The organism is Bacillus sp. WP8 (assembly GCF_000800825.1).
In the GTDB taxonomy this organism is placed as follows: Bacteria; Bacillota; Bacilli; order Bacillales; family Bacillaceae; genus Bacillus; species Bacillus safensis.
In genome coordinates this window covers 1,435,405-1,461,445 of the sequence record NZ_CP010075.1, presented here as the reverse complement: position 1 = coordinate 1,461,445, position 26,041 = coordinate 1,435,405, and the positions used below count along the sequence as shown (strand labels likewise).

28 protein-coding genes are annotated in these 26,041 nt (G+C 41.4%); 3 read left to right on the top strand and 25 right to left on the bottom strand.

Translation table 11 applies throughout. From position 1 onward, the window contains the following. Positions 1–52: 52 nt before the first annotated feature. From spoVE to QR42_RS07185, 11 genes are all read right to left on the bottom strand, one after another. Positions 53–1,153, bottom strand: coding sequence for a stage V sporulation protein E (gene spoVE, locus QR42_RS07235; protein ID WP_024424259.1), 1,101 nt, complete (start codon positions 1,151–1,153; stop codon positions 53–55). Positions 1,154–1,212: 59 nt separating this feature from the next. Then, positions 1,213–2,559: a UDP-N-acetylmuramoyl-L-alanine--D-glutamate ligase gene (gene murD / locus QR42_RS07230; RefSeq protein ID WP_052196550.1), complete on the bottom strand. Its 1,347-nt coding sequence runs from the start codon at positions 2,557–2,559 to the stop codon at positions 1,213–1,215. A 9-nt stretch (positions 2,560–2,568) separates the two neighbouring features. Continuing rightward, positions 2,569–3,543, bottom strand: coding sequence for a phospho-N-acetylmuramoyl-pentapeptide-transferase (gene mraY / locus QR42_RS07225; RefSeq protein ID WP_039178336.1), 975 nt, complete (start codon positions 3,541–3,543; stop codon positions 2,569–2,571). 135 nt (positions 3,544–3,678) lie between these two features. After that, on the bottom strand, positions 3,679–5,154 hold the full coding sequence (locus QR42_RS07220) for a UDP-N-acetylmuramoyl-L-alanyl-D-glutamate--2,6-diaminopimelate ligase (protein WP_039178333.1): 1,476 nt from the start codon (positions 5,152–5,154) through the stop codon (positions 3,679–3,681). Positions 5,155–5,365: 211 nt separating this feature from the next. After that, positions 5,366–7,285, bottom strand: coding sequence for a stage V sporulation protein D (locus tag QR42_RS07215; RefSeq protein WP_039178327.1), 1,920 nt, complete (start codon positions 7,283–7,285; stop codon positions 5,366–5,368). A 128-nt stretch (positions 7,286–7,413) separates the two neighbouring features. After that, positions 7,414–9,564 carry a penicillin-binding protein gene (locus QR42_RS07210; RefSeq protein ID WP_039183102.1) on the bottom strand — a complete coding sequence of 717 codons (2,151 nt, stop codon included), beginning with the start codon at positions 9,562–9,564 and terminating at the stop codon, positions 7,414–7,416. A gap of 7 nt (positions 9,565–9,571) precedes the next feature. Further along, complete coding sequence (gene ftsL, locus QR42_RS07205) at positions 9,572–9,919, bottom strand: cell division protein FtsL (protein WP_039178324.1); 348 nt, start codon at positions 9,917–9,919, stop codon at positions 9,572–9,574. A 37-nt stretch (positions 9,920–9,956) separates the two neighbouring features. Next, positions 9,957–10,889, bottom strand: coding sequence for a 16S rRNA (cytosine(1402)-N(4))-methyltransferase RsmH (gene rsmH / locus QR42_RS07200; RefSeq protein ID WP_024426925.1), 933 nt, complete (start codon positions 10,887–10,889; stop codon positions 9,957–9,959). 66 nt (positions 10,890–10,955) lie between these two features. Further along, the gene (mraZ, locus tag QR42_RS07195; protein WP_003211163.1) at positions 10,956–11,387 is read right to left on the bottom strand and encodes a division/cell wall cluster transcriptional repressor MraZ; all 432 of its coding nucleotides are present in this window, start codon (positions 11,385–11,387) and stop codon (positions 10,956–10,958) included. A gap of 128 nt (positions 11,388–11,515) precedes the next feature. After that, positions 11,516–13,135 carry a bacillithiol biosynthesis cysteine-adding enzyme BshC gene (gene bshC, locus QR42_RS07190; RefSeq protein ID WP_039178321.1) on the bottom strand — a complete coding sequence of 540 codons (1,620 nt, stop codon included), beginning with the start codon at positions 13,133–13,135 and terminating at the stop codon, positions 11,516–11,518. 65 nt (positions 13,136–13,200) lie between these two features. After that, positions 13,201–14,109, bottom strand: coding sequence for a 2-dehydropantoate 2-reductase (locus QR42_RS07185; RefSeq protein ID WP_235354794.1), 909 nt, complete (start codon positions 14,107–14,109; stop codon positions 13,201–13,203). A 201-nt stretch (positions 14,110–14,310) separates the two neighbouring features. Here QR42_RS07185 and QR42_RS07180 point away from each other — a divergent pair, with 201 nt between their 5' ends. Then, the gene (locus QR42_RS07180) at positions 14,311–14,790 is read left to right on the top strand and encodes an N-acetyltransferase (protein WP_007499784.1); all 480 of its coding nucleotides are present in this window, start codon (positions 14,311–14,313) and stop codon (positions 14,788–14,790) included. 45 nt (positions 14,791–14,835) lie between these two features. Here QR42_RS07180 and gerR read toward each other — a convergent pair whose 3' ends face one another. The 3 genes from gerR to QR42_RS07165 form a co-directional block, all read right to left on the bottom strand. Further along, a complete protein-coding gene (gene gerR / locus QR42_RS07175; protein ID WP_039178316.1) occupies positions 14,836–15,375 on the bottom strand; it encodes a sporulation-specific transcriptional regulator GerR in 540 nt (179 codons plus the stop codon). Between the two features lie 138 nt (positions 15,376–15,513). Then, positions 15,514–15,687, bottom strand: coding sequence for a 50S ribosomal protein L32 (gene rpmF, locus QR42_RS07170; protein ID WP_008354700.1), 174 nt, complete (start codon positions 15,685–15,687; stop codon positions 15,514–15,516). Positions 15,688–15,708: 21 nt separating this feature from the next. Beyond that, positions 15,709–16,227 carry a YceD family protein gene (locus QR42_RS07165; protein WP_019743276.1) on the bottom strand — a complete coding sequence of 173 codons (519 nt, stop codon included), beginning with the start codon at positions 16,225–16,227 and terminating at the stop codon, positions 15,709–15,711. Between the two features lie 206 nt (positions 16,228–16,433). On the opposite strand from QR42_RS07165, the gene QR42_RS07160 reads away from it, so the two are divergent. Next, a complete protein-coding gene (locus QR42_RS07160; protein ID WP_039183098.1) occupies positions 16,434–17,678 on the top strand; it encodes a nucleotidyltransferase in 1,245 nt (414 codons plus the stop codon). 39 nt (positions 17,679–17,717) lie between these two features. Here the strand turns inward: QR42_RS07160 and QR42_RS07155 are convergent, their stop codons facing one another. Beyond that, positions 17,718–18,746: a SepM family pheromone-processing serine protease gene (locus tag QR42_RS07155; RefSeq protein WP_039178313.1), complete on the bottom strand. Its 1,029-nt coding sequence runs from the start codon at positions 18,744–18,746 to the stop codon at positions 17,718–17,720. A 4-nt stretch (positions 18,747–18,750) separates the two neighbouring features. After that, on the bottom strand, positions 18,751–19,530 hold the full coding sequence (locus QR42_RS07150) for a patatin-like phospholipase family protein (RefSeq protein ID WP_039178310.1): 780 nt from the start codon (positions 19,528–19,530) through the stop codon (positions 18,751–18,753). A 148-nt stretch (positions 19,531–19,678) separates the two neighbouring features. On the opposite strand from QR42_RS07150, the gene ylbJ reads away from it, so the two are divergent. Further along, positions 19,679–20,887, top strand: a complete 1,209-nt coding sequence (ylbJ, locus tag QR42_RS07145; protein ID WP_039178307.1) for a sporulation integral membrane protein YlbJ — start codon at positions 19,679–19,681, stop codon at positions 20,885–20,887. Positions 20,888–20,900: 13 nt separating this feature from the next. Here ylbJ and coaD read toward each other — a convergent pair whose 3' ends face one another. The 9 genes from coaD to QR42_RS07100 form a co-directional block, all read right to left on the bottom strand. Beyond that, positions 20,901–21,383: a pantetheine-phosphate adenylyltransferase gene (gene coaD / locus QR42_RS07140; RefSeq protein ID WP_024426917.1), complete on the bottom strand. Its 483-nt coding sequence runs from the start codon at positions 21,381–21,383 to the stop codon at positions 20,901–20,903. Position 21,384: 1 nt separating this feature from the next. Then, positions 21,385–21,942: a 16S rRNA (guanine(966)-N(2))-methyltransferase RsmD gene (gene rsmD / locus QR42_RS07135; RefSeq protein ID WP_039178303.1), complete on the bottom strand. Its 558-nt coding sequence runs from the start codon at positions 21,940–21,942 to the stop codon at positions 21,385–21,387. A 310-nt stretch (positions 21,943–22,252) separates the two neighbouring features. Then, entirely contained in the window at positions 22,253–22,525 is a 273-nt protein-coding gene (locus tag QR42_RS07130; RefSeq protein WP_003212137.1) for a YlbG family protein, read from the bottom strand. A gap of 65 nt (positions 22,526–22,590) precedes the next feature. Then, entirely contained in the window at positions 22,591–23,040 is a 450-nt protein-coding gene (locus QR42_RS07125; RefSeq protein ID WP_007499807.1) for a regulatory iron-sulfur-containing complex subunit RicF, read from the bottom strand. Between the two features lie 57 nt (positions 23,041–23,097). Further along, positions 23,098–23,508 carry a hypothetical protein gene (locus QR42_RS07120; protein WP_235354793.1) on the bottom strand — a complete coding sequence of 137 codons (411 nt, stop codon included), beginning with the start codon at positions 23,506–23,508 and terminating at the stop codon, positions 23,098–23,100. A gap of 69 nt (positions 23,509–23,577) precedes the next feature. Continuing rightward, on the bottom strand, positions 23,578–23,826 hold the full coding sequence (locus QR42_RS07115; RefSeq protein ID WP_039178297.1) for a YlbE-like family protein: 249 nt from the start codon (positions 23,824–23,826) through the stop codon (positions 23,578–23,580). Between the two features lie 19 nt (positions 23,827–23,845). Further along, on the bottom strand, positions 23,846–24,259 hold the full coding sequence (locus tag QR42_RS07110) for a YlbD family protein (RefSeq protein WP_024424279.1): 414 nt from the start codon (positions 24,257–24,259) through the stop codon (positions 23,846–23,848). 110 nt (positions 24,260–24,369) lie between these two features. Then, the gene (locus tag QR42_RS07105; RefSeq protein ID WP_039178293.1) at positions 24,370–25,413 is read right to left on the bottom strand and encodes a CAP domain-containing protein; all 1,044 of its coding nucleotides are present in this window, start codon (positions 25,411–25,413) and stop codon (positions 24,370–24,372) included. Between the two features lie 122 nt (positions 25,414–25,535). Beyond that, entirely contained in the window at positions 25,536–25,958 is a 423-nt protein-coding gene (locus QR42_RS07100) for a CBS domain-containing protein (protein ID WP_039183094.1), read from the bottom strand. Positions 25,959–26,041 lie beyond the last annotated feature (83 nt).

The window sequence follows — 26,041 nt, the reverse complement described above, 5'->3', positions numbered from 1 at the left end:
TTTGTACTTTTGCAAAATAAATGTCATCATGGTTTCATGAACTAGCAGCACATTAATATCTAGCGTACCTGCTTACATTCAGAAGTACGCCAATTGCCATCAGCATTAATGTCAGTGATGAGCCGCCATAACTTAGGAATGGGAGCGTGATCCCTGTCACAGGGATGAGTCCAGTAACAACTGCGATATTAATCATCACTTGAATGGCAACCATTGAAATAATGCCAACTGCTAGGAAACTTCCGTATAAGTCTGGGGCTCCAAGTGCTATTCGTATGCCTCTCCATAATAGAACACTAAAGAGCAGCAAAATGAGTGATCCTCCTATAAAGCCAAGCTCTTCAGACAATATCGCAAAGATGAAGTCTGTTTGAGGCTCAGGTAAATAAAAGAATTTCTGTCTACTTTGACCGAGACCCATTCCGAACAGACCGCCTGGACCAACAGCGTATAAGGATTGAATAATTTGAAACCCACTGCCTAGTGGATCTTCCCAAGGATTTAAGTACGATGTAATTCGTTTTATGCGGTAGGGCGCTGATAAGACGAGTGCAGCAAATCCGCTGAGCCCTAAAAGACCGAGAAATATAAAGTGAGCAATTCTCGCACCTGAAACAAATATCATAATAATACAGGTTCCAACCATTACCGTCCCTGTTCCCAAATCTGGCTGCAGCATTATGATGGCAAATGCAGAAAACACAATGCCTAATGCTGGTGCGAAACCTTTACGAAAGGATGTGATATTTTTTTGTTTTTCAGATAAGAATTTTGCAAGAAACGCAATCATCGCAAGCTTCATAAATTCAGAGGGCTGAATACTAAACGCACCGACACCGATCCAGCTTCTTGATCCATTTCTCTCCATACCGATACCTGGAATAAGTACAAGCAGTAAAAGGAGAAAACAAACAGCAATCAATATCTTTGACCAAGTCCGCCACGTCCAATAATCGACTCGCATAATGAAAAACATCGCGATAACTCCGATTCCGGCAAACAAAAGCTGTCTTTTTGCAAAATAAAACGAATCATCAAATTTATACGATGCCCACACAGCACTAGCGCTGTACACCATAATTAAACCAATCGTCAATAAAAGTAACGTAATGACAACAAGCAAAAAGTCCGGAGAAGTTTTCTTATTCGTCAAGAGACCGACACCCCAAGCATAATTCATTTGGGCTGTCAGTCATTATGAGAGACAAGCCCTTATTTAAGCATATGCACGGCGTTTACAAACATGTCTCCACGTTCTTCAAATGTTTTATGTTGATCCCAGCTTGCACAAGCCGGGGATAATAAAATCACGTCTTCTTCTTCAGAAATGTTAAACGCCGCAGGTACTGCTTGTTCAACATTATCGACATGTTTTACGTGATGTATTCCCAGTTCTTCACCAAGCTTCACAAACTTAGGTGCCGTCTCACCAAATGTGATGATTCCTTTTACATTTTTCATAAAAGGCTTCAATTCATCAAATTCATTACCGCGATCAAGCCCGCCGGCTAGTAAAATGGTCGGCTGCTTAAAAGCTGACAATGCTTTACTTGTTGCCAGTATATTGGTGGCTTTACTATCGTTATAGAATTTTCTGCTTTGAATTGTATCTACAAACTGGAGACGATGCTTCACTCCACTAAAAGTCGTGAGAACGTGTGCGATTGCTTCATTTGAGCAGCCAGTATTTTTCACAACACAAATAGCTGCTAAAATATTTTCTTGGTTATGCTCACCAGGAAGAACAACATCCTTTAAATCAATGATATGTTCATTCATGTAGTAAATCGCACCATTTTTAATATAAGCACCATGTTCTACTTGCTCTTTTACCGAGAAAAATACTTTTTTTGCTTTTGAAGCTTCGGCCAGTTTTACAACTGATGGATCATCAAGGTTAATGACAGCTATGTCATCTTCAAGTTGATGTGCGTATACTTTCTGCTTTGCTTTTTCATATTCATCACGAGTGTGGTGATAGTCTAAATGTGCATCAAAAATATTTAATATTAAGCTGATTTTAGGTCTAAAATCAACCGTTCCCATTAACTGGAAAGAAGACAACTCAGTTACAATCCACTCATCGCCAGCTGCCTTTGCAGCGACTTCGCTGGCAACTGTGCCAATATTACCTGCCACTAAAGTTTTTTGACTATCGCTTTTCAGCATTTCATAAATCAAAGTCGTGGTAGTGGTTTTTCCATTTGATCCAGTAATCCCAATAAAAGGAGCTGAGGTTAAATGATAAGCTAATTCAATTTCCGTCCAAACTGGAATTTGGCGGCGAATCGCCTCTTGAACCATCACATTTTCATATGGAATTCCTGGATTTTTAATTAAAATCGTTATTTCATTATCATCGAACATACGAAGAGGATGGCTGCCACAAATGACATCAATCCCCTTTTCAGAAAGAAGCTGAGCAGGTTCATTTTCTTCAAACGGCTTTTGGTCATTTACTATGACATTTACTCCATGCTCATGAAGAATTGAAGCTGCCGCATATCCGCTTTTTGCAAGACCTAATACTAGTACATGTTCGTTTTTTAACATTTGCATCTTATTCAATTATAACCACACCTCGATGTAAATTCCTAAAACAGCAAGTAATAAACCAGCTGTCCAGAAGGTGACAACTACTCTCCACTCAGACCAGCCAACTAACTCATAGTGGTGGTGAAGCGGACTCATCTTAAAGATTCTTTTTCCAGTTGTTTTAAAGGAGATCACTTGAAGAATAACGGATAACGTTTCGACAACAAATACTCCTCCAATAATGACAAGTAAAATTTCAAGCTTTGTTAAAATGGCAATCGCTACAATCGCTCCGCCTAAAGCAAGCGACCCTGTATCGCCCATAAATACTTTTGCAGGATGCGCGTTAAACACAAGAAACCCAAGAACGGCTCCAGCAACAGCTACTGAAAAGATCGCTACATCGTACTGTGATTGATTCCAAGCCAGTATAGCAAAGGCTCCAAAGGAAATAGCAGCGGTACCAGATAATAGACCATCCAGTCCATCCGTTAAGTTCACAGCATTTGAACCCCCGACAAGCATGAAAACGACAAGGATAAAGTAAGCCCATCCTAAATCGAAGCTGACATCTGTTCCTGGAATGCGAATCGTCGTTGCAAACTGATAATAATGGAAGACTGCATAAAAAATCACTGCGATCACAATTTGACCGATTAATTTCTGTTTTGATGTTAAACCTAGGTTTCGTTTCATCGCTACTTTAATATAATCATCTAAAAATCCTAATAGACCGTAGCCAAGCGTGACAAATAACAATAAAAACATTTCTGGACTAATCTCAGAAAATTTGTTGATCATCACAATCGTCGTAATTGTGATAGAAAAGATAATCATAATTCCGCCCATTGTCGGAGTACCTGATTTCTTTTGATGAGACTGTGGTCCTTCTTCTCTAATACTTTGACCAAATTTAAGTCTTCTTAAAAACGGAATAAAAATCGGGGATAAAAGAACACTGATTAAAAATCCCATTATGATTGTAAACAATATCACCTGTTCAAGCATCGTTCTTTACTCCTTCCGAATTTCCAAAGCCGTTTTCCATCAGAAAATTGCATTCATTATTAAGGTATTCATTCGCGTTCTTCGTATGTTGTTTTTGTACAAAATGCTTCATTTCATTACACTCTTTTCATCATTTTAAGATTTGTTTAGATCTAAAATAGCGTCCATTGCAACCTTTGCATCATCAAAATCGTACACTTGATCGCCAACGATTTGATATGTCTCATGGCCTTTACCCGCTATTAAGACTGTATCGCCTTTTTTCGCATTGGCAATTGCAAAAAAGATGGCTTGTTTGCGATTCACAAAGCTATGATAATATGCGTCTGGCACACCATTTTCCATATCCTTTAAGATAGCTGAAGGATCTTCGCTTCTTGGGTTGTCTGATGTAAATACAGGCTCATCTGCATACTTCACAGCGATTTGGGCCATTTGAGGACGCTTTGTTTTATCACGGTCGCCGCCGCAGCCTATCACACAGAAAATTTTGCCGGCTGTTAATTCTCTACACGTTGTCAGGACATTTTCTAAGCTGTCAGGTGTATGGGCGTAATCGACGATCACAGGGAAATCTTGATCACAGTTCACAAGTTCAAATCGGCCTTTAACTCCTTCCAGCTCTTCAATAGCACTTACAATCGTTTCAAATGTTAAGCCAGATACGATCCCTACTGATACAGCTGCTAGGATGTTGTACACATTAAACTTACCGATGAGGGCAACTGTCACATTTTTGGTGCCAATTGGAGTGATTAAATCAAATTGAGTTCCCTTCGGCTTGATTTGAATATTCTTTGCCATGACATCTGCTTTTTGCTCTAAGCCATATGTCATGACTTCAGCAGCTGTCACTTTTTCATAGTAACTCGAAGCATCATCATCCGCATTTAAAATCGCATGCTTTGGCTTATCGTGATGAAAGGCACTGCCCAGCTGTGAAAACAGCAAGCTTTTCGCATGTTTATATTCTTCCATTGTGTTGTGGTAGTCAAGATGGTCCTGCGAAAGGTTTGTGAAAACGGCAATATCATAATCACATCCATGTACCCTGCCAAGATGCAGTGCGTGTGATGATACTTCCATAATGGCTGTGTCTACATCTTGATCAAGCATCTGTTTAAAGGTCTTCTGAAGTGTGACACTTTCAGGTGTCGTGTTTTTCACATCGAGAATGTCGTCATTCACCTTCATATACATCGTACCGATTAAGCCTGTTTTCTTTTCGGCTTTTCTCATCATTTGTTCAATCATGTGTGTTGTGGAAGTTTTTCCGTTTGTGCCTGTGATCCCGATGAGATTCAGCTTATGAGTTGGCTGTTCGTAAAACGCATCAGCTATTCTTGCAAGAGCTCTTTGAGAGTGTTTCACAATAATGACTGGTACATCTGTTATGTTAAGAGGGTGTTCTGCTACAATCGCTGCAGCCCCGCTTTTCACCGCTTTTTCAGCATAATCGTGTCCATCTACTGTATAGCCTTTTATACAGACAAAAAGGCTTCCTTTTTTCACCTCTCTAGAATCCATTTCGATGGAAGTGATATCAGGATTTTCGTTTATTAATTCGTTGTTTTCACTTTTAAAGTATGTAAGGAGTTCTTGTAATTTCATTTCATATCAAACCTCTCAAATTCGTTCACGTGCATGTCTTGCGAAAAAAACACACAGTCTATATTTTATCGTAAAAAAAAGGATACATCCAGCGTATTCCTTAAGTTTCTCTTGGAAAAAACACACTTTAGGTTCTTTTTTTCAAACAGACCTTCTCTTTCAACAAAAAGAGGCAGCCGAATGAGTGCGGCTACCCTCTGTTCATTCTTTATTATTCATCGTTTAAGTATAATCTGATGGTGGAGCCTTCTTTGACCTTCGTCCCAGCAGCAGGTGATTGCTTCACCACTTTACTGCCAGTTCCAGAAGCATCGATCTTAAGATTAATCAGGAGGGATTCAAGGTCTGAAACAGATCCCCCTACAAGATTCGGTACTTCAATTGTTTTTGTGTCCAGCCACTGGTACTTCTTTTCAATTTGTCCTTTTCTTTTTTTCACACCCATTTCAGGCAGGCTGTCCCGCATAATATGACCCACAATTGGCGCAGCAACTGTCCCGCCAAATTGAATGGTGCCTTTCGGATTATCTACAGCCACATATACAACGATACTTGGATCATCAGCAGGCGCAAACCCGATAAACGACACAATGTGATTATTTTCCATGTACTTGCCGTCTTTTACCTTCTGTGCTGTCCCTGTTTTACCGCCAACACGATATCCTTCAACAAATGCATTGCGGCCAGTCCCTTGAGCGACTACACTTTCAAGCGCATATCTGATTTCTTTTGATGTTTCTGCTGAAATCACTTTCTTTTTGGCAATCGGTGATTGCTTTTTCACAACCTCTTTTGTGATTGGATCTATCCATTCTTTTGCAATGTACGGCGTGTAAAGTGTTCCGCCATTTACCGCTGCGGCTACGGCAGCTACTTGCTGTATCGGCGTAACAGATACACCTTGACCAAAGGCAGTTGTCGCCTGCTCTACAGGGCCAACCCGGTCCAGCGGGAACAATATGCCCCGCCCTTCCCCTTGAAGATCGATCCCTGTTTTTTGGCCAAACCCGAAATTTTTAATATAGGAAAATAATTTATCCTTTCCTAGACGGTCGCCTAGTTCAACAAAGCCGGGGTTACAGGAGTTTTGCACCACTTCTAAAAATGACTGTGATCCGTGCCCGCCTTTTTTCCAGCACCTAAGCCTTGCACCATCTACTGTTACAGATCCGCTGTCAAAAAAATGATCGCGTTTTAAATTGACTTTTTTCTCTTCTAGTGCTGCTGCAAGTGTAATTATTTTAAACGTCGAACCTGGCTCATATGTGCTCCACACCGGTAGATTTCGGTTAAACACTTTCGAGTCAACTGATTGATAATCCGCTGGATCAAAATCCGGTCTGCTCGACATTCCAAGCACTTCACCGTTCTTCGGATTCATCGCAATTGCAATCATGCCGTCTGGGTTATATTTTGCCTGCGCGTTGTCTAATTCCCGCTCTATGATGGTTTGTACTTTCGCATCGACAGTTAACTTCATATCAAGCCCATCTTTAGGCGGTGTATAATCATCTGCTTCATCTGGCATTTTCTGCCCTTTTGCATCGGAATAGAACTTTACAGAGCCTTTTTCACCTTTCAGGTCATCATCATAATAGGCTTCAAGTCCAAGTAACCCTTGATTATCAATTCCAGCGAAGCCAAGCACATGAGAAAGAAAACTGCCGAAGGGATAGTGTCTGATGCTGTCTTCCGCGACATAAACGCCATCTAAATCAAGCTCTCTGACTTCTTTTGCTTTTTCATGAGATACTTTTCTTCCCTCTGGAGAAATTCGTTCGATCGATGTTTTCTTTGTGACGTGCTTGTACGCTTTTTCCTCTGACATATTCAGTACTGCCGCCAGTTTCTTGCTTGTTTCTGCGGGATCTTTAATTTGACGCGGAACGACCAATATAGATGGGGCACTTTTGTTCGTCGCAAGCTCTACCCCATTTCGATCCAAAATATCTCCCCTTTCTGGTTCGAACGGGAGGTTCCGGCTCCATGAATCTTTTGCTAAGCTTGTGAGCTTCTCACCCATAATAAACTGTACATATCCTAATCTAGTATCTATGATGAAAAAAATGATCACCCCAATCAGCAGCACGAAAAGCAATCGTTTTCTCACTGTTACACTTGATACTCGCACGCCCGGTTCACTCCTTACATACATATGGCTTGTTTCCATCATATGCAGGCCCGTCCTTATGTAGAACGTCTCGTCTATCCCGCTCGGCAAAAGAAAAAACCTAGCAAGTCGTTTGCTAGGTTTTGCAATTAATTCGGGCTTTTAAATGTCACAGTGACAACTTTATCTGAAATCTCCGCTCCACTTTTCACACTTTGTTTGATAGCATATCCTTGTCCCTTTGTTTCGATATGCACACCGGAAATGGATGCATATTGAAGAACTTCTCTTCTCGACCAGCCTGTCATATCAGGCATTTTGATGGTTTTTCCTGCTGTTTTCAAGAAAACTTTCTGGCTTTCAGAGAATTCAGAGCCTGCACTTGGCCACTGTCGTTTAATGGAGAGGCCATCGCCGATGACAACAGGCGTTAAGTTTTTGTTTTTGGCTTCTGTTTCCGCCTGCTTCACTTCTAAATCTAAGAGTGAAGGCATTGTTTCTTGCTTCACTTTTTGTTCGCCTGATTTTTTATCGTCTGTTTTTGTTGGTGCAATATTTAAATATAGCAGACTATTTTTCATCACTGGGTTAAAGATTTGTGCAACTGGGGCAGAGCCAGTTTCTGTGTCAGACAGCTGCGGCTGCTGTACAGCTACATAAACGAGCAGCTTTGGATCATCTTTCGGCGCCATTCCCATAAATGAAAAGACGTAATCGTTTCTTCCTTGGAGATAACCGCCGGCACCGCCGATTTGTCCTGTTCCTGTTTTTCCAGCAACGTCAAAGCCTTTGATTTGGTAAGGCTGACCTGTTCCAATCTTCGAGGAAACAACCTCACCTAAAATGTCACGTACTTGCTTTGCTGTATCTGAGGAAATTGGCTTTCCAGCTACTGTTGGTTCGTGCTGTAAAATCGTTTTGTTTGTGTTCGGGTCTGTAATATGATCAATGACATATGGCTTCATCATCGTTCCACCGTTTGCTATCGCTGTCGCTGCTTCGATTTGTTGAATCGGTGTAATGGCAGACGCTTGACCGTAAGCTGTCGATGCTTTGTCATATTCGTATCTGTAATTGATTTTACTAGACGCTTCGTTCGGCAAGTCAATACCTGTTTTGTCATAGAAATGGAACTTCTGCAAATATTGTTCGTAGCGCGTGAAGCCTAACTTTTCTTTTGCCAGCTTTGCAAAGGCTACGTTTGACGAACGGAGAACACCTTCATGAAAGTCAATTTTCCCCCAGCCATTTCCGTTGTTGTGGTCTCTTACAAGGCCGCCGCCTACTTTATAAGTACCAGATTGATATTTATCATTGCCTTGGTAGGCCCCTTCTTGGATTGCCGCAGCAAGTGTAAAGATTTTCATCGTTGAACCTGGTTCAAACGCATATGAAATGACATCATTGTTATAATTCGTAATGTCTAATTCATTTAAATTAAAGCTTGGCCGTTGTCCCATCGCGAGCACCTTTCCCGTTTTTGGGTCAACGACTGTAGCAATGATTTTCTTCGGTTTATATTTTTTAGCAACCTGCGTCATACTTTCTTCAAGGAACGCTTGGATTTTTTGATCGATGGTCAGCGTGACGTTTTTCCCATCCTTCGGAGCGACAATGTCTTCTTTACTATTTGGAAGAGCCCATCCGCTTCTGTCACTGTTATATGTCACATAGCCGTCTTTTTCTTTTAAAAATTTGTTCAGTGCCTTCTCAAGTCCCATCGCGCCTGACATGTCCTTCGTTGCCTCATCTAATCTTGCATAACCGATCAGATTTGAAGCAAACATGCCGTTTGGATAATATCGCTTCGTGTCTTTTTCAAATGCGATTCCTGGCAGCTTTAGCTTTTCAATTTTTTCCTTTGTTGAAAAACTGATGTCTTTCCCAGCTTTACCAAACTCAACTTGGAACGCATCTTTTGTATTCAGACGCTTTAAAATTTCGCTTTCGCTCATATCAATTACTTTTGACAGCTCTTTTGCTGTCTTTTCTTTGTCGACGACATGCATTGGGTGCTTTGGATCGACCGTCATTTTCTTGCTCATGATCGCAATGAGTTTATAGACAGATGTATCCTCGGCAATCACATTCCCATTTCGGTCTAAAATAGACCCTCTTTTGGCTTCAAGTGTTTTTTTCGATTGATATTGTTCATTTGCCTTTGCGGCTAACACTTGACCATCGACCGTTCCTGTAATCTGAATATAAATAAAACGTGCAAGGATGATAAAGAAAAACAGGGCGAAGCAAATACTCGCAATTGCCGCGCCTCTGTTCATCATTTTATTCTTTTTAGGCATCGCCATCTTAATCGACCTTCTTAACATCTTTCGAAATGCTTAAGCCAGCTTTTTTCGCAGCTTCGATGATTCTTTCTGGTTCACTCAGCAAGTCTTTTTCCTTTTGAAGCTCAGTAATCTTCTTCGATTCTAAAGATACTTGCTGCTCTAATTTCTGCACCTCGATATTGGCGTGATAGACAGCAAAGGCTTTAGAAATGATGAGAATAGAGCTGCACATAAGAGCCATGACAAACATGACAAGTAAGATTTTTTCACCAAGTGTTATAGAACCTCTTCTTTTAATAACAACCGATTGGCCTTGCTGCTCTGTTTGATATTGTTTTACTTCTCTTTGGTAAGCCAAATTACTCATAAGAAACCTCCTTTTTATCATCATCTATGGTGTCGTTTTACTTTTTTTCTGCAATTCGGAGCTTCGCTGAACGGGCACGGTTGTTATGTTCCAGCTCTTGTTCTGATGCAACGATTGGTTTTCTCGTGATCAGCTTCAGCTTTGGTTCAAGTCCTTCTGGAATCACTGGTAGTCCGTGCGGAAGTTCTGGAAGAGAAGACATTTCTTTAAATGTACTTTTACAAATCCGGTCTTCAAGTGAATGGAATGTAATGACAGAAATTCTCCCCTTCGGATTGAGTAACTCTATTGCTTGTTCTAGTGCTTCTTCAAAAACTTTCAATTCATCATTTACGGCAATTCGGATCGCTTGAAACACTCTTTTTGCTGGATGTCCGCCAGTTCGTCTTGCAGGTGCGGGAATTCCTTCTTTGATAATGTCGACAAGCTCACCTGTTGTTTCAATTGGCGCTTTTTTTCTAGCTTCTTCAATTTTGCGTGCGATTTGCTTGCTGAATTTTTCTTCCCCATATTTGTAGAAAATCCGAACTAGATCTTCAAATGGCCATTCATTCACCACTTGCTTTGCCGACAATGCGGCTGTTTGATCCATTCGCATGTCAAGAGGTGCATCATGGTGATAACTAAAGCCTCTCTCTGGTGTGTCGAGCTGAGGAGATGAAACCCCAAGATCAAAAATCACACCGTCTACGCTTGTAATGCCTTGTTCATTCAGACGTTCTTTTAAATATCGGAAGTTGCTTTTTATGAAAAGAATGTTCGCTTTAGAATCCGCGAGCTTCTCTCGTGCATGATCCAGTGCAGCATCGTCTTGGTCAAATCCAATCAATGTACCTTTTTCTGATAGTTGAGATAGTAAATATGAGCTATGACCTGCTCCGCCCAGCGTGCAGTCTACATATGTACCGTCTTCTTTGACGTTTAAACCGTCAACTGTTTCTTTTAATAATACTGTCTCATGTTGAAACATGATGTTATGGTCCCACCTTTTTCAAATAGAAATGAATGTGTAGAAAGCTTGCTGCACAAGGGATTATTATATATCAAACCCAATCATGTTTTCAGCAATTTCAGCAAAAGAATCTTCTTGCTCTTCTGTATATTGTTCCCAGATCGACTTACTCCACAACTCAATTCGATTTGAAACGCCGATGACCACACATTCTTTTTCGAGTTTTGCATATTGGAGTAGGTTTGATGCGATGTTAATGCGCCCCTGCTTGTCCAGATCGCATTCAACTGCGCCGGAGAAGAAGAACCGGGTAAACGCACGTGCATCTTTTTTCGTTAGCGGCAGTGCTTTGAGTTTCTCTTCAATTAGTTTCCACTCACTCATAGGGTAGCCAAATAAACATTGATCAAGCCCTCTCGTCAGCACAAACTGTTCTCCGAGACCGTCTCTAAATTTAGCAGGGATGATCATGCGCCCTTTTGTATCAATCGTATGTTGGTATTCACCCATGAACATGATAATCAGAGCCCCACTTTCTCACCCTTACTCTCCACTATCCACCACTTCTCTCCACAAAACTTATTTTACACTGTTTCTACATAAAAAAAAACCCTGAACTAGTCAGGGTTCATTAAAACTTTATTTCAAAGTTTGACAATTTGCTGCTTGTTTTGAAATGAAAATGGCAGATTTTTGAACGTTTTGAAGAATTCTGGACCATATTTGTTTAAAAAGTACATGATATTCCAAATTCTTTCTTGCGGGGCATCTAGTGGTTTTAAGCTGTTTTCAATCCGTTCAAAATCCCGAAGGATATATCCTTCCTTCTCTTCCACACGCTGCGCCACCTTTTGATAAACAAATTGAAGCTGGTCTTCGATAAATTTGGCATTTTTATCTAGCAGCTGCTCGAAGTTTGGTTCAACCTCCAGTGCTTCTTGCCTCAATACACCGTGAACTTTCGCTAATTCACGTTTCGCATGATCAACGGCTTGAACAAAGCTGTCTGGAAGGCTTTGCTCAAAGTGAGCCTCTTTCTTTTCTTTTACTCCGCTTGTCAGCACTTCTTCTACAGAAAGTTCTCTAGCCGGCAGCTTCTTATCGATGTGCCTTTCAAGAATGGTCACGTGCAGTCTTGGAAGAACAGGTGCCATCTTCAATTTAAAATGCTCAAAGATTCCTTTCAGCTCCCCCCAATAGTTGACTTCACCGTGTCCTGCCATAAAAGCAAGTGTCGGAAGAAGGGTTTCCTGCATTAAGGGGCGCGTCACCACATTGTTGCTGAACCGTTCTGGGTGCTCCTCAATTTCCTGCAAAATCTCTTCTTTTGTCCATGTAAGCCCCACTTCTGATATAGAAAACTGGCCGTTTTCTTTTTCAATAAGGAAACGCTCCTCATCATATTCGTAAAACAGGTTCGCCTGATTGTCAACAGCTTCAATGATCGGCTGATATCCCGCTCGTTTCATGGCAGCCTGCGTTTCATTCAAACGAGCTGTGACCGCATCATTTGTCTCGACAATGTGCTTGAACAACGTACGCTCAAGTGGTTTAACGCCTAAGTCTCCTGAATTAAATAGAAGAAGTCCATCTTCTTCAAAAAGGTCGCATACAATCCATTCAAAGAAATCCGTAAACGTTTGTGATTTGCGTAAACATCGAAGAAGCTGATCAAGCAAGTCATTTGTATATGCAGATTCCTCATACGTTGAAAACACGTCACGTAGCCATTTCTCTGTTTTTTCTTGATGTAGCGGTGTTCTTTTTGCAGCAGTTTTTTTAACGTTATGTAATGGCAGCTTTTGCTTGACTGGACCTTTGTCGCCAGATGTGTAGACAAAATTAATTTCATCTACGTCATGATCCTCACCTGCTACCCAAAAGACTGGAATCACAGGAACGCCAAGCGCTGATTCTTTTTCTTTTGCGAACTGAATAATGGATATGATTTTATGTATGGTATAAAGCGGTCCTGAAAGTAGGCCTGCCTGCTGCCCTCCAACCACCATGACACTCCGCTTGTCACGGATCTTTTCAATGTTCTGACGCATCGCTGCCGATTCAAACTTTGCATGGTATGCGCTCATATAATCTGCTAAAGCCTCGCGCGGGAAGCTCATTTCCATGAGATCGTCGTATCTCTTTTTCCATGTGTGCTCAGAATGTATATCATAATCAAAAAAAGCAGTCATCTCTTTTTTTTCTTCTATATAATCACGTATGAATAAATTCTGACTTCGGATGGAAAGTTCAGTCAATTGCATGTTTAGAACTTCCTTTCTTCAATAAATAGTTAGTTTCCCGAAAAAAGTATAGCATGTAAATGAGCTCACTCAAAAGATTTTGTTTGCTTTTTTTCCAATACTTCCAAGCTTCGATTGAAGAAAGTAAGATGTGGCGCCAGAATCTCTTGAGCTTGAGCCTTTTTTAAAAGATAGCCAACGATGGCTTTTCTTTCGGTTTCACGGCCTTTGACGATATCTTGAAGCATCGACGATTGATTGGCGGCCGTTTTCTTACAAATTGAAACGACGTGTGACCAGAGCTGCTCTTTTTCAGCCAGACCTAAAATGGACAATGCTTCTTCAAATGCACATTTCATCATGTATTCATATGAAGGATTTGCAATCAATTCCCCATTTTTCACATGCAATAAAGCCGTGAGCGGGTTAATGCATACATTGACTAGCAGTTTTTCCTCCAGCACTTTTTTCCATTCATCCGTATAAATCATCTGAAAATGAGCCGGCGTTTCGTTTAAAGCATTTCTCACATCAGCTACATCCTCAGGATGAAAAGCCCCCCACTTGATGACACCAATCCCTGTATGGTTTACCGCATGATCTGATACCTTCATCGCCCCGTGCTCTACGACACCTATATATATTGTATGCGCCGTTTTCCAGTTTTCTAAATCTAATAAGTGGGCCATGCCATTTTGTAAAAATAAGATTCGCTGACGAGGTAATGTCGATAGGTCATCAAGCACCTCTTGCAAATGATGATATTTCACCGTCACAATCAGCAGATCAAATCCTCCTGTAATCCCTGCCCGTGCCTCAGCAGACGACCAGAATGTCTCTCCTTTTACCGTTCGCTTAATTCCTGATGTTCGAATCTCCTCTGCCTGTTCTTTTCTTCTTGTCAAAACAGTGATGTCATGATGCTGTGATAAATAACTAGCACAAAGCAGACCAATCGCACCGCCGCCAATGATTCCAATGTTCAACTGCCGCACTTCCCTTTTTCTGTTTACTTCATCATATCAACCATTTTAACAGTTTCATGCCGCGATGCAAAAAGCAGATGGCGCGCCGCGATTGAATTTTTTTAATTTAAAAACTATAATAATAAGTGTAAAAACTTTTTGAGGCGGATGGGATGAAAACGCCTTCAACGACATCACTGTCAACATTATGTGTGTAAGGGGGAAGATCATATGACACAAGTAAAGCGACTTCTAATCAATTACAAAACTTTAGAGGAATTTAAACAATTTAAGGAATATGGCATACAAGAACTATCCATGCTTGAAGACCTTGAAAGTAATATGATAGAAAATGACAGCAACTCTCCATTTTACGGGATTTATTTTGGAGATAAGCTGGTTGCACGTATGAGCCTTTATCAAGTGGACGGCTCGACGACAACGTATTTTGACCACAATCATGATTATTTAGAGCTATGGAAGCTGGAAGTGCTTCCTGGGTATCAGCGTAAAGGGTACGGCGAGGCACTTGTTGATTTCGCCAAATCTTTCGGGTTGCCTATCCGAACCAATCCACGCGTCAAATCTGCCGGTTTTTGGGATAAAATGGGCTTTGAAGCGGTGAAATATGATATGGAACGCGACAAAGGTGAAAATCCACTCATCTGGGAGCCCGCCCATATTCAAAAGAATACAGGTGAATCCGCTTAATACTGATGGCAAAACGCCCCTCCTTTCTCTGTGAGGGGCGTTTTCTTATTTAGCATATTCTTTTAAGTTGATATTCTGTTTGACTCTTTCAACAATCCCAATGAGTGCCCGGTAATCTTCTTCTGTCATTTTTAATTGTCGCTTCAAGTGTTCATTTTCTTCCGTGAGCGACTTCAGTTGATGCTGTGCATCCGCTAGTTCTTCACGTAAATAAGCAGAGCCAGCAGGTTCTTTTTCAAGCTGCTCTAAAAACTGAATCACTTCTCGCAAGGTTAATTCAGTCTGATCTGAAGATGTCTTCTCTTCTATCGTTAACGTATTTTGCGGTAAACCTGAGGAATGGATCCCAATCTTTTTACGCAGTTCTTTTCGCTGTTTTTTCGCCAGCTCAATGCCTGCCTGATATTGTTTTCTGACGTATGAGTTCCATCTGAATCCACATGCTGCAGCTGTTCTTGACAATGCTTTCCCGACTTCCTCAAATGCGGAAAGCTGCGTTCCTCCATCTCGAATGTGCCTTAAGACGACTTCCGCTAAAAGTAAATCTTCATCTTGTGTCCATGCATCCTGCCTTGTAATCGTCAATTGATCATCCCCCCTGAATCTGAATACCACATCATATGCGCTTACTAGAGTAGATAGACTATTTGCAGGAGAGAAACCTAAAAAATAGACAAATAAAAAAACGCAAGGGAAGATTCCCTTACGCTTTTTTATCAAGCATTAGTTGCTTTTTACGTCTTTGCCTTTGTATGTTCCGCAAGATTTGCAGACACGATGAGAAATTTTCATTTCACCGCATTCTGGGCAAGCTACCATACCAGGTACTTGTAGTTTGAAATGCGTACGACGCAATCTTTTTTTCATTTTAGAAGTTCTTCTAAAAGGTACAGCCATTATTCCCACCTCCTTAAAGAGTTAAGATTCATTATTTTCTTCTAAGAGCTTCTTCAAGCCTTCCAGACGCGGATCAATTCGGTTTTGATGTGCATCTTCCGAAATGACCGCCCAGTCATTCCCTTCCTGTGGTGCAGCACCTTTTACGTCTGTTTGGTCGCAAAAGATTTGCATCGGCACTTCAAGAAGAATTTCTTCCTTGACTATAGGCGTTAAGTCGATGATATCGTCTTCTACAACAGATACGTCTTCATCTTCTATATCGTCTGTCTTATGAAGTACAAATAGTTCTTTCGTTGAAATCGCAAATGGATAATTTACATCAACAAGCGTTCTTGAACAAGGCAATGTCATTTCACCTGTGATGGTTAAATCAAATGCGACTTGCTTTGATTCGATCACTCCAGTCCCTTTCACCTCTACTGGTGAAATGCGACGTATATCTGAATGAAGGCTAGTAAGTTCATTTAAGTCAACCGTCTCATGAAAATCGAAGCTGTTTTTAGCTTTTTGATGTAACTGATAAACTGTCCATTTCAATTGTATCACCTCTAAGAGCAACAAACATGATTATAGCTTTCATCATGCTATTTGTCAATATTTTTTCTTTACAGTCCTTTGTGATGTCAGAGCGTTGTTTGACATCAGTTCACGGAATGCCTACACTGAAAAAAATGGGCTTCATTTTTCCCTTATGCTACTGTAGCATAGACCATTTAACCATAGCAAGAAAGGCGGAACATCTATTGAAAGCAACAGGAGTTGTTGTCGAGTACAATCCATTTCATTATGGACATGCCTATCATGTTCGTCAGGCGAAAACACATACCTCCTCAGATGTAGCCATTGCCGTCATGAGCGGTTCCTTCCTCCAGCGCGGAGAGCCTGCCATCGTCTCCAAATGGGCACGTACTAAAATGGCATTACAAAACGGTGTAGACATCGTATGTGAGCTTCCATACATCTATGCAGTGCAAAAGGCAGAAACCTTTGCAAACGGCGCTGTGTCCATTTTAGACGCTTTAAAATGCCGCTCCCTTTTTTTCGGAAGCGAGGATGGAGATATCAAAGCATTTGAACGAACAGCTCACGCTTGGCATGAGAAAAAAGAAGAAATTGATTTTTTCACAAAAGCAAAGGTCAAAGAAGGGCTTAGTTATCCAGCTGCCTCTGCCGCTGCGTTTCAAGAGATCATTGATCCTAAACACTTACTGGATCTGTCTAAGCCCAATAACATTTTAGGCTTCCATTATGTCAAAGCGATCTTAGAGAGATCTCCTCACATAGAGCCCTTTACCTCTCAAAGAATTGCATCAGGTTATCATGATCAAGAGCTTCCTAAACATCAGAAAATCGCAAGCGCAACAAGCATCCGAAAAGCGTTAAAAGAGAATGGGTCATTTGAAACTGTCGCCTCTTATCTTCCGGAAGCTTCGCTTAAGCAATTACATGACTATTATTCTTCTTATGATCTTTTACATACACAAGAAGACTATTTCAGCTTCTTAAAACATGTGTTTCACACAATGGATACAGCAGAATTAGAAGGCATCTATGAAATTGAAGAAGGCATCGAACACCGCATGCAAAAGGCGATCACGCATGCGTCCTCCTACGAGGAATATCTATCACTTTTGAAAACAAAACGATATACGTGGACAAGGCTGCAGCGGATGAATACGCACCTTTTAATGAGGGTAAAGAAAACTGTGATGCATGAGCTGCTAAACGAGAAACACACGCCATACATTCGTTTACTTGGTATGTCAAAGAAAGGACAGCAATACTTATCACTTGTCAAAAAAGAATTGGACGTACCGCTCATCAGCAAGCTGTCTTCCTTTTCACACCCTGCCCTTGATCTTGACATTCGTGCTTCCCGCGTCTTCAGCCTTCCCATCAGCGAACCAATGCAAACAAAGTTAACAGAAGCAGAATTTAAAACCTCACCGATCCGCTATGATGAAGAGACTGGTCTCTTCCAATCTTGATAAAAAGAGCAGCCTTTGATGAAGGCTGCTCTTTTTTAGTTAAGATGCTTTCTCTTTTAACTTGTTTAAATAGTTCAGTGCGTCCTGCATTGTGTCCACAGGAACGATTTTCATATCACTTTTAATATCTTTCGCTGTTTTCACTGCATTTTTGTAGTCTGAGTTTGGATCACCTTTATCGTTTGGTGCAAAGAAGATATCTTTTCCTGCTTTATCTGCTGCAACGACCTTTTGATCAATGCCGCCAATTGGCCCGACCGTGCCATCTGCGTCAATCGTTCCGGTCCCTGCAATCGCATAGCCATGAGTTTCGTCTTCCTTTGTTAGCTGGTTATAAATTTCAAGTGACATCATTAAACCTGCCGACGGGCCGCCGATATTTTCAATATCGACCTTAATGGAAGGCGAGACTTTCACATTTCGATCTGTAAATAATGATACGCCAATCCCGACTCGATTCGGCTCTTCTTTAAAAGGTTTTAACTTCACTTGCTGCGTGATATCCTTGCCGTTTCGTTCAAGGACAAAACGGACAGATGTACCTGCTTTTTGACGACTGATATACGACACCATTTTATCAGCTGAGTCATACGTCTTGCCATCAACGCTTTTAATCCGGTCACCCACTTCAATTTTGCCGTAAGCAGGCATGCCTTTCATGACGTAGCTCGCATATACCCCATTAAACGTATAATCTACTTTTTTACCTGCTTTTGTATACGCTGCAATCATGGCATTTTCTTGAGAGCTTTTCATTAGCTGAAGCTGTCTTTTCATATAATCTTCATCCGACTCTCCGTCCGCTTTAATATTTTCTTCTGGGACGATTTCGTCATATTTATTCATTTTCGCAAGCAAATACGTATACGGATTGGCTGGACCTACTTTAATTGTCATAAGAGAGAAGCTGCCCTTCTCACCGTATCCACCGTCCACTTGAATGTGAGGGGCAATCTCTGTTGCATCACCCGGCTTTGTCACGTAATACGGCAGTTTGACAAAAGTTAAGCCAAATAAGACAAGAACAACGACAAAAAAGCTGAGCCAGCGAATATTCAATTTTTTCATTCTATTAACACTCCCATTTATCAATGACATCTTTCAGTTTACCTGTTAATTGGTCTGCGGCGAGCTCCCCAGCTTCAATCATCTCCTGAACCTGTGTGAACGAACTAGAGCTAAATGTTTCAAGCCTCGGCCGAATCATGAGATCTGCATGAATGGTTTGATGACGGACCAATTCATTTTGAAGGATGTCCAAACTTTGCATAATCACATCCGATAATCTCGTCGCCTTTTCTGTTTTTTTCACCCTTGATACATCAGAGGCGATGATAAGGTCTGCGCCCATTTCTTTTAACACAGACACAGGAATGCGGTCAACAACCGCTCCATCCACTAGCTGTCTGCCGCCCATTTCGTGAGGAACAAACACGCCTGGAATGCTGATGCTTGCTCTGACTGCTTGTGAGACAGACCCTTCTTTAAACACAACCTTTTCCCCTGTTTCGAGGTCACAGGCGACCACCGCAAGGGGCATGCTTAATTCTTTGAATGTTTTCCCATATGTAAACGTGTGAATCAGCTGCAAAATTCGATTTCCTTTTAAAAGACCGATTTTTGGCAGTGTATAGTCAGCATAATACTTTCTTCTGAAGACAAGTGCAAGTTTTTTCATTTTTTCTACGTCTTGTCCTGCCGCATAAAAGCTCCCAACAAGTGCGCCAATACTGCTTCCTGCGATCATATCTACCTGTATCCCTTGCTTCTCAAGACTAGACAAAACCCCGATATGCGCCATTCCCCTCGCACCCCCGGAGCCTAGTGCAAGCCCGATGATCGGTCGCTTCATGAAAATCCACCCTCCTCTTTCTATGCATATATACGAATCTATAGGTCTAAACATGCCCCTACTGCTCGTATAGTAATAGAAGACAGGCTCGGCAAATTTCTTATCACGAGCTCGCCAATAGATCATAACGGCAAGGGGCGAAATCTCCATGAAAAAATGGAACACTCTGTTCATCGCTGCTTTTTTTATTTTTTTAACAGCCACTGTGATTACACACCCACAAGCCTCTTTGCAAGCGTCGAAAAATGGACTTGCAATGTGGTGGGAGGTTGTGTTTCCATCATTGCTTCCTTTTTTTATTTTGTCCGAGCTATTAATTAGTTTTGGGATTGTCAGATTTGTCGGAGTATTATTAGAGCCATTTATGCGCCCCATCTTCCGGGTGCCAGGTGTAGGCGGATTTGTCCTAGCAATGGGAATGGCTTCAGGGTTTCCTTCCGGTGCGAAATTAACGACAAGACTGAGGCAGGAAAGGCAGCTGACGCGGATCGAAGCAGAGCGTCTCGTTTCCTTTACAAATTCATCGAATCCATTGTTTATTTTCGGTGCGGTGGCTGTTGGTTTTTTTCATCACCCAGCTTTAGGCATTGTATTGGCAAGCGCACATTATTTAGGGAACCTTGCTGTTGGTGTGACGATGCGGGGATATAAAGCGCGGCATGATGCGCATCTAAGAAGCCGCAAGAAATTTTTAATCCCGCCGTTTAAAGAGGCTTTCAATGCTCTTCATACAGCAAGACTCGCAGAGAAAAGACCGCTCGGCCAAATTTTAAGTGATGCAGTCATGTCATCAGTCCAAACACTCTTTATGATTGGCGGCTTTATTATCTTATTTTCTGTGTTTAGTAAAATGCTGTCAGTTGTCCATGTGACAGACCTTTTATCCATAGGGCTCGGATATATGCTGCAAACGATGCACCTTCCGCCAGAATTAGACCTTGCCATGATTGCTGGTTTATTTGAAATCACATTAGGAAGCCAGATGACGGGGGCACAGGAAGTCACCCTTCTCGCTAAAACCATTGTCGTCAGCTTTATTTTAGGATTCAGCGGGTTTTCTGTTCAAGCCCAAGTCGCCGGCATTCTAGCGGCAACCGATATCCGCTTTAAACCATTTTTCTTCGCCCGTTTGCTTCACGGGATTTATGCAGCTGTTTTTGCCTTTTTATTATTCAAGCCTCTTTATGTCTCTCGATCAGACATCGCTCTCCCGGCGGGTGCCTTTGATGCAGGCCAGCAGGTCGTCATGTTCAGCAGCGTGCTTTGGAATCAGCTTGTGACAGCTGGTCCCTTAATCACACTTTGCAGCTTGATTGTGTATATCGCGCTCTACTATCGGAAATTAAAAAATGGATGAGTGCCAGGTGCACTCATCCATTAAATTTTTCCTTCAGCGCTGCTTCTACCTCTTTTGGTACAAGATCTTTGACTGCCCCATGATATTTCGCTACTTCTTTGACAATGCTGGAGCTTAAGAAAGAATATTGATTGTTGGTCATCATAAAAAACGTTTCAATTTCATCGTCTAACACTTTGTTCATTGAGGTGCCTTGCATCTCATACTCAAAGTCCGTCACAGCTCTTAGTCCACGTAAAATGACTTTGGCTTCTTTTTGTTTCGCGTAATCAACGAGCAGGCCGTGAAAGGATTCAACTTTGATATTTGGCAGCTCCTTCGTCGCTTGGCGAATAAGCTCACACCGTTCTTCAACAGTAAATAACGGTTTTTTAGATGAATTATTTAATACACATACATACACTTCATCAAAAATCTTTGCACCTCTTTTGATGATATCCAAATGCCCCAATGTGACTGGATCGAAGCTGCCCGGACAAACGGCTATGTTCCCCATATTAATTTCCCCGCTTTCTATAGATCGTAATACCAGTCAATCCGTACAGTTCCTGTCTTGTGATGTGAAGTTGTCCTGCTTCTTCTGGCAGCTTCACATCTTTGTCGTGCTCACACACGATCACGCCGTCATCTGTTAACAAGGCGTGCTCGTCAATCATTTCAAGAAGTGCTTTTAGCTGTTGATCTTTATAGGGCGGATCAAGGAAGATGGCTTGAAAGGATTCCTCTCGTTTCACAACAGCTGCGAGTGCACGCTTTGCTTCATTTCGAAACACTTCACTTTGATCCATTAGCGACAATTGATTCAGGTTGCCTTTAATCGTTTGAATCGCCTTCATATCGCGATCAACAAATATGCAATGATCGAATCCTCTAGAAAGCGCTTCAATTCCTAAACCACCGCTTCCTGCAAATAAATCAAGGGCCCATCCGCCATCGAAATACGGGCCGATCATATTAAATATCGATTCTTTTACTTTATCTGTCGTCGGTCTTGTTGATTGACCTGGTACCGCTTTAAGTGTGCGGCCTTTTCTCGTTCCAGAGATGACTCTCATTTTTCCACCACTTTTTCTGCTTGCTTCTATTGGTCATTGTTGATGACAAAAAATTCAACATTATCTTACCACATCACTCCTCAAGGAACAATGCGCGGATTTTCATTCATTTTCTATGTATAGATCAAGAAATCCGGGGTCATACTACTTATAACAGCATCTGATGTGGTGCTGTTGCCAACCGCGGAGAAGACTTACGTTTCCCCATAAGTTCTTCCTCCGGTTTCTCCTCTCCCTTTGCCTTCTCCTTAATGAATCATTAAGAATAGAAGGACCCCGCGGGTGATGCCGCGGGGATTTTTTTGTGTCTTTAAAAGCCCACCTTATAATCATACTCTTTTGCTTTGTCCAATTTGGATTCGTACTCTAATTTAATAAAAGGTTTATATGAAGGCTCAACACGTTTCACAAATGGTAACGAGCTGAGCTTAGCCATATGGCGCTCAAGATCATTCATATCACAATAGATCACCGCATATTTCATTTTCCTTGAAATATAGTGAACATTCCCGAATTTTCTTAGCGCTTTTGACTGCTTTAACGAATGCAGCCAGACGACCATCCCTTGACGTTTGGTTTCCATCTTTTCACCTGCCGCTTTTCAATTCTTTTCATTCATTATGTAAAAGACGAGACATTCAAGTCTCGTCAAGATACTTTACAGCCGCAGCTGCCACCTGATCCACAGCCACCGCCGCATGATGATAGACCATCAAAATATGGGTTCCCTGTTGGAACTTTAATATATGCTGATACAGCTTGACCGATTTCAATACTAATCTCATCTAAGATGGATTGAATCGCTGTTTCTGCTTTTTTGAAATCAACCACTGTATCGTGAAGATCTAGCTTTCTTTTGACCTCACGCATTTCCTTTGAGATCGTTCTATAGTCCGGATGGTATTTGCCGAACCGCTGCACATCCTCATATTGCTCTTTTACTTTTGTAAAATGGGCAATAATTTGTTGGGCTTCTTCGTCTTGCTGGAGACGCTTAAAGCAGTTGCGGTAATGTTCAGCCTCCTCCGACTGAAGAATCATGGCAGCCAATTGATTTGCTTCCTCTTGGAGCTCCACAGATTCGATTGTCGCATACATAAATGTTGCACCTCCAATTCATAGTTTACCACGAAACCTATGGATCAGAAAATGCTTTTACGTGACAAATACATCCCATGTTTCTCTTTTCTGTTTATATTCTGGATGACGAGAATTCAGCACAACGGTCATTTTATGCTTTCCTTTTGAAAGGTGCTTGACCACAAATGCCGCAGTATACTCATTCCCTGCACGTTTCCCGTCTACATACACTGTGAAATATCCCGCCTTCTCGTTCTTTTTTAGACGCTCTGGCTGAAGATGAAAATCTTGAAGTGTACTTTCTATATAGACCGACGATCCTTGCACTTTGTATTTCAAAAAGCCTTGCTGCTGCATTTCGCTTTTGGTTTGCTGCATGACTGGTACTGCTGGGTCTTGCTTGATCACTTGCTCTTCTCCATGTTGACTTTGACACCCGGTAACAAGAAAAAGCAATGCGCCTATTGACAGCATCCATTTCATCATCTGATTCTCCTTTCATCTACTTTTATAGGATGCTCAGGAAATAGACATCTTAATCAACTCAAAAAAGCCTCAACCGGCTCCATTTTGATTGCGCATTGCTTGGAACATTTGAATCATCATTTCAGCCATTTGGACGCTATTGCTCAACTGACTTACACGATGAGGAATGGTTTTTTCGTAAAAGTTCATTTTATCTAATTCAAAGGACGAGAGATTTTCAGGATGTCGCGTCAGCTGTCTGTACCAGAGAGGACGCTGCCTTATGAATTTGATTCGATCCTCTTCGGCCATGACAAATTCCTGTACTTCTTTTCGCACCAGAAGCATCCCCTTTCACTTAATCTTTCCTGAAGGAGAATGGGTGCTGACTGCCTCCAGATGAACCTTTCTTTGAACCATTGGATGAAAATTGGCCGAGTAAGCTTTGTAAAGAGGAAATAGACTGGCTCATTTTGTTAATCTGTTCATTCATTTGATCAGCGTCCATTTTTTTCACAGCAGAAACCATTTTAGACATAAAATCTGCTTTTCCTGCTTCACTTGGCTTAGAGGCTTTTTCTTCTTTCGCGTCTTCAGATTTCGATTGCCGGTAAGGTGACCACATCTCATCTTCCTCACCAAACATGACCCAATTCTCGTAGACACTTTGCCAGCTTTTTTCTTGCGTTTGCACTTCTTGAATTAACTTCGGATGGCGTCTGACGAATTGTTTAAATTCATCAATGGATGTTTGTTTTTGCTTGTTTGTCATATCCTCACCCCCCATACAAATGCCTACTATACTATATACACCAGCATCTATTTTGGTGAGCCTCTTTTTAAACATCAAAAAACAGCTGCGACTTATGCAGCTGCTTTCGTTTAAGATGATTTCTTGATGAAATTCTGGGTGTAATATTTTTCTTTCACCCCTACGCCAAGATGCGTGTAATCTTTATTTAATAACGCCTTCCTGTGACCTTCACTATTGAGCCAGCCCTCTACCGCTGCAGGTCCATCGACATAGTTATAGGCAATGTTTTCACCTGCGAGCTGAAAGCCCACCTCGCCTCTTTCTAACCGGTCTTTCAGCGTACCGTATTTTTTAGATTCATGGGAGAAATAATGATTCTCTTTCATGTCCTCACTATGCATAAAGGCCACTTGAGAGGTTTCATCATCCCACTTTAAGATCGGCAGGTTGTACTTATGGCGGATAATATTGGTCATATCAAAAATTTGTTTTTGACTGGATGTTTCGATATCTTTCCACTTTTCGCCCGATATTGGCTCAGGTTCTACCAATTGACCTCGGTAGACGACCTCATACGGCTTTTGTTTCACAAATGTATCTGCGTTGAAGGCCCTGATACTTGAAAGGGTGCTTTCAAACTTATCCATGTAAAGCTGAACATACACATCATCTCCCACTTTCACAGTGGGTCTTGTATTCATATCATCTTCTGAGAATTCAAAGCGGTATGAATTTTGTTCATCCTCTACATGAATGTAAGGTGCAATTTGTGTTTTCTTAAATACTTCACTTGTGGCTTGACCGATTTTAAATGGTTCTACATTCAGTCCGTCTCCTGTTGCAAACAAGGTCACCACTTTACTATCCTTTACCCCTACTTGAATATAGTGCTTCTTCGATTGGTTGTAAATCCACCAGTCATAATCATATGCGGAAGGATCAATGCGATCTGGTTCTCCCAGCTGTTTAAGCACTTCGTTTGAAGATTTCCCCATAAAGGACATGAGCCCCTTCTTTGGGATATTGATCGGCTTATCGCTAGATGTTTCTTCATTAGACACCTTCGGTTCATTGCTGTTTTCTTTTTCTGGTGAAGATCCATATTGAATAAACAGAACGTACGTTCCAGATATAATCAGGAGGATGAGGAGTGTTTTGAGCACAGTTTTCAAATAAACACCTCCGTTAAATTGGCAAGGTACAAAAAGTACCTTCTACTGTCATTTAAACAAAACTTGCTCCATTTATCAACGACAATACAGCCTATTTAACACGAATTTAAAATATGCCCCTCTTAATGAAGAAATCCTTGTCCATGATCTTGATCCTGTTGAGAGATTTCTGTCAGTGCATCTCCCGCGCGATCATTTGATAAATCTTCGACTGATAAATCTCCAAGAGCGACAATCCCTGTTAATGCACCGTTTTTCACAACGGGAATGCGGCGGAGCTGATGCTCTGACATGAGCCGGACAATTTCTTCAAGCGTTGCATCTTCTTCAGCTGTTAGTACTTCCTTAGTCATCAGCGAGCCCACTTCCTGTGAATTTGGCTTTTTTTCTGCAATGCCTCTAAGCACAAGGTCACGGTCTGTCACTATTCCAACGAGCTGTTCTCCGTCAACTACTGGAATGGCACCGATGTCAGCATCTCTCATTTTGACTGCTGCTTCATACGTATTGTCATCTTGCTGACATGTCACTACTTTTTTTGTCATAATATCTTTGATTTTTTTCGTTTTCACGTTGATTCCTCCATCCGTTATTTTCTTTATTACTGTAACCAGCTTATAAAAGAACA

What these genes read in the sequence shown, in the direction of transcription:
- QR42_RS07130 (WP_003212137.1), bottom strand. Translation starts at nt 22,525, where the DNA reads ATGGAAACCAAACGTCAAGGGATGGTCGTCTGGCTGCATTCGTTAAAG.
- ylbJ (WP_039178307.1), top strand. Translation starts at nt 19,679, where the DNA reads ATGAAAAAATGGAACACTCTGTTCATCGCTGCTTTTTTTATTTTTTTA.
- mraY (WP_039178336.1), bottom strand. Translation starts at nt 3,543, where the DNA reads ATGCTTGAACAGGTGATATTGTTTACAATCATAATGGGATTTTTAATC.
- bshC (WP_039178321.1), bottom strand. Translation starts at nt 13,135, where the DNA reads ATGCAATTGACTGAACTTTCCATCCGAAGTCAGAATTTATTCATACGT.
- QR42_RS07125 (WP_007499807.1), bottom strand. Translation starts at nt 23,040, where the DNA reads ATGTATGCGACAATCGAATCTGTGGAGCTCCAAGAGGAAGCAAATCAA.
- rpmF (WP_008354700.1), bottom strand. Translation starts at nt 15,687, where the DNA reads ATGGCTGTACCTTTTAGAAGAACTTCTAAAATGAAAAAAAGATTGCGT.
- rsmH (WP_024426925.1), bottom strand. Translation starts at nt 10,889, where the DNA reads ATGTTTCAACATGAGACAGTATTATTAAAAGAAACAGTTGACGGTTTA.
- QR42_RS07155 (WP_039178313.1), bottom strand. Translation starts at nt 18,746, where the DNA reads ATGAAAAAATTGAATATTCGCTGGCTCAGCTTTTTTGTCGTTGTTCTT.
- QR42_RS07180 (WP_007499784.1), top strand. Translation starts at nt 14,311, where the DNA reads ATGACACAAGTAAAGCGACTTCTAATCAATTACAAAACTTTAGAGGAA.
- QR42_RS07100 (WP_039183094.1), bottom strand. Translation starts at nt 25,958, where the DNA reads ATGACAAAAAAAGTAGTGACATGTCAGCAAGATGACAATACGTATGAA.
- rsmD (WP_039178303.1), bottom strand. Translation starts at nt 21,942, where the DNA reads ATGAGAGTCATCTCTGGAACGAGAAAAGGCCGCACACTTAAAGCGGTA.
- murD (WP_052196550.1), bottom strand. Translation starts at nt 2,559, where the DNA reads ATGCAAATGTTAAAAAACGAACATGTACTAGTATTAGGTCTTGCAAAA.
- coaD (WP_024426917.1), bottom strand. Translation starts at nt 21,383, where the DNA reads ATGGGGAACATAGCCGTTTGTCCGGGCAGCTTCGATCCAGTCACATTG.
- QR42_RS07220 (WP_039178333.1), bottom strand. Translation starts at nt 5,154, where the DNA reads ATGAAATTACAAGAACTCCTTACATACTTTAAAAGTGAAAACAACGAA.
- QR42_RS07120 (WP_235354793.1), bottom strand. Translation starts at nt 23,508, where the DNA reads ATGATGAAATGGATGCTGTCAATAGGCGCATTGCTTTTTCTTGTTACC.
- QR42_RS07150 (WP_039178310.1), bottom strand. Translation starts at nt 19,530, where the DNA reads ATGAAGCGACCGATCATCGGGCTTGCACTAGGCTCCGGGGGTGCGAGG.
- QR42_RS07210 (WP_039183102.1), bottom strand. Translation starts at nt 9,564, where the DNA reads ATGCCTAAAAAGAATAAAATGATGAACAGAGGCGCGGCAATTGCGAGT.
- mraZ (WP_003211163.1), bottom strand. Translation starts at nt 11,387, where the DNA reads ATGTTCATGGGTGAATACCAACATACGATTGATACAAAAGGGCGCATG.
- QR42_RS07110 (WP_024424279.1), bottom strand. Translation starts at nt 24,259, where the DNA reads ATGACAAACAAGCAAAAACAAACATCCATTGATGAATTTAAACAATTC.
- ftsL (WP_039178324.1), bottom strand. Translation starts at nt 9,919, where the DNA reads ATGAGTAATTTGGCTTACCAAAGAGAAGTAAAACAATATCAAACAGAG.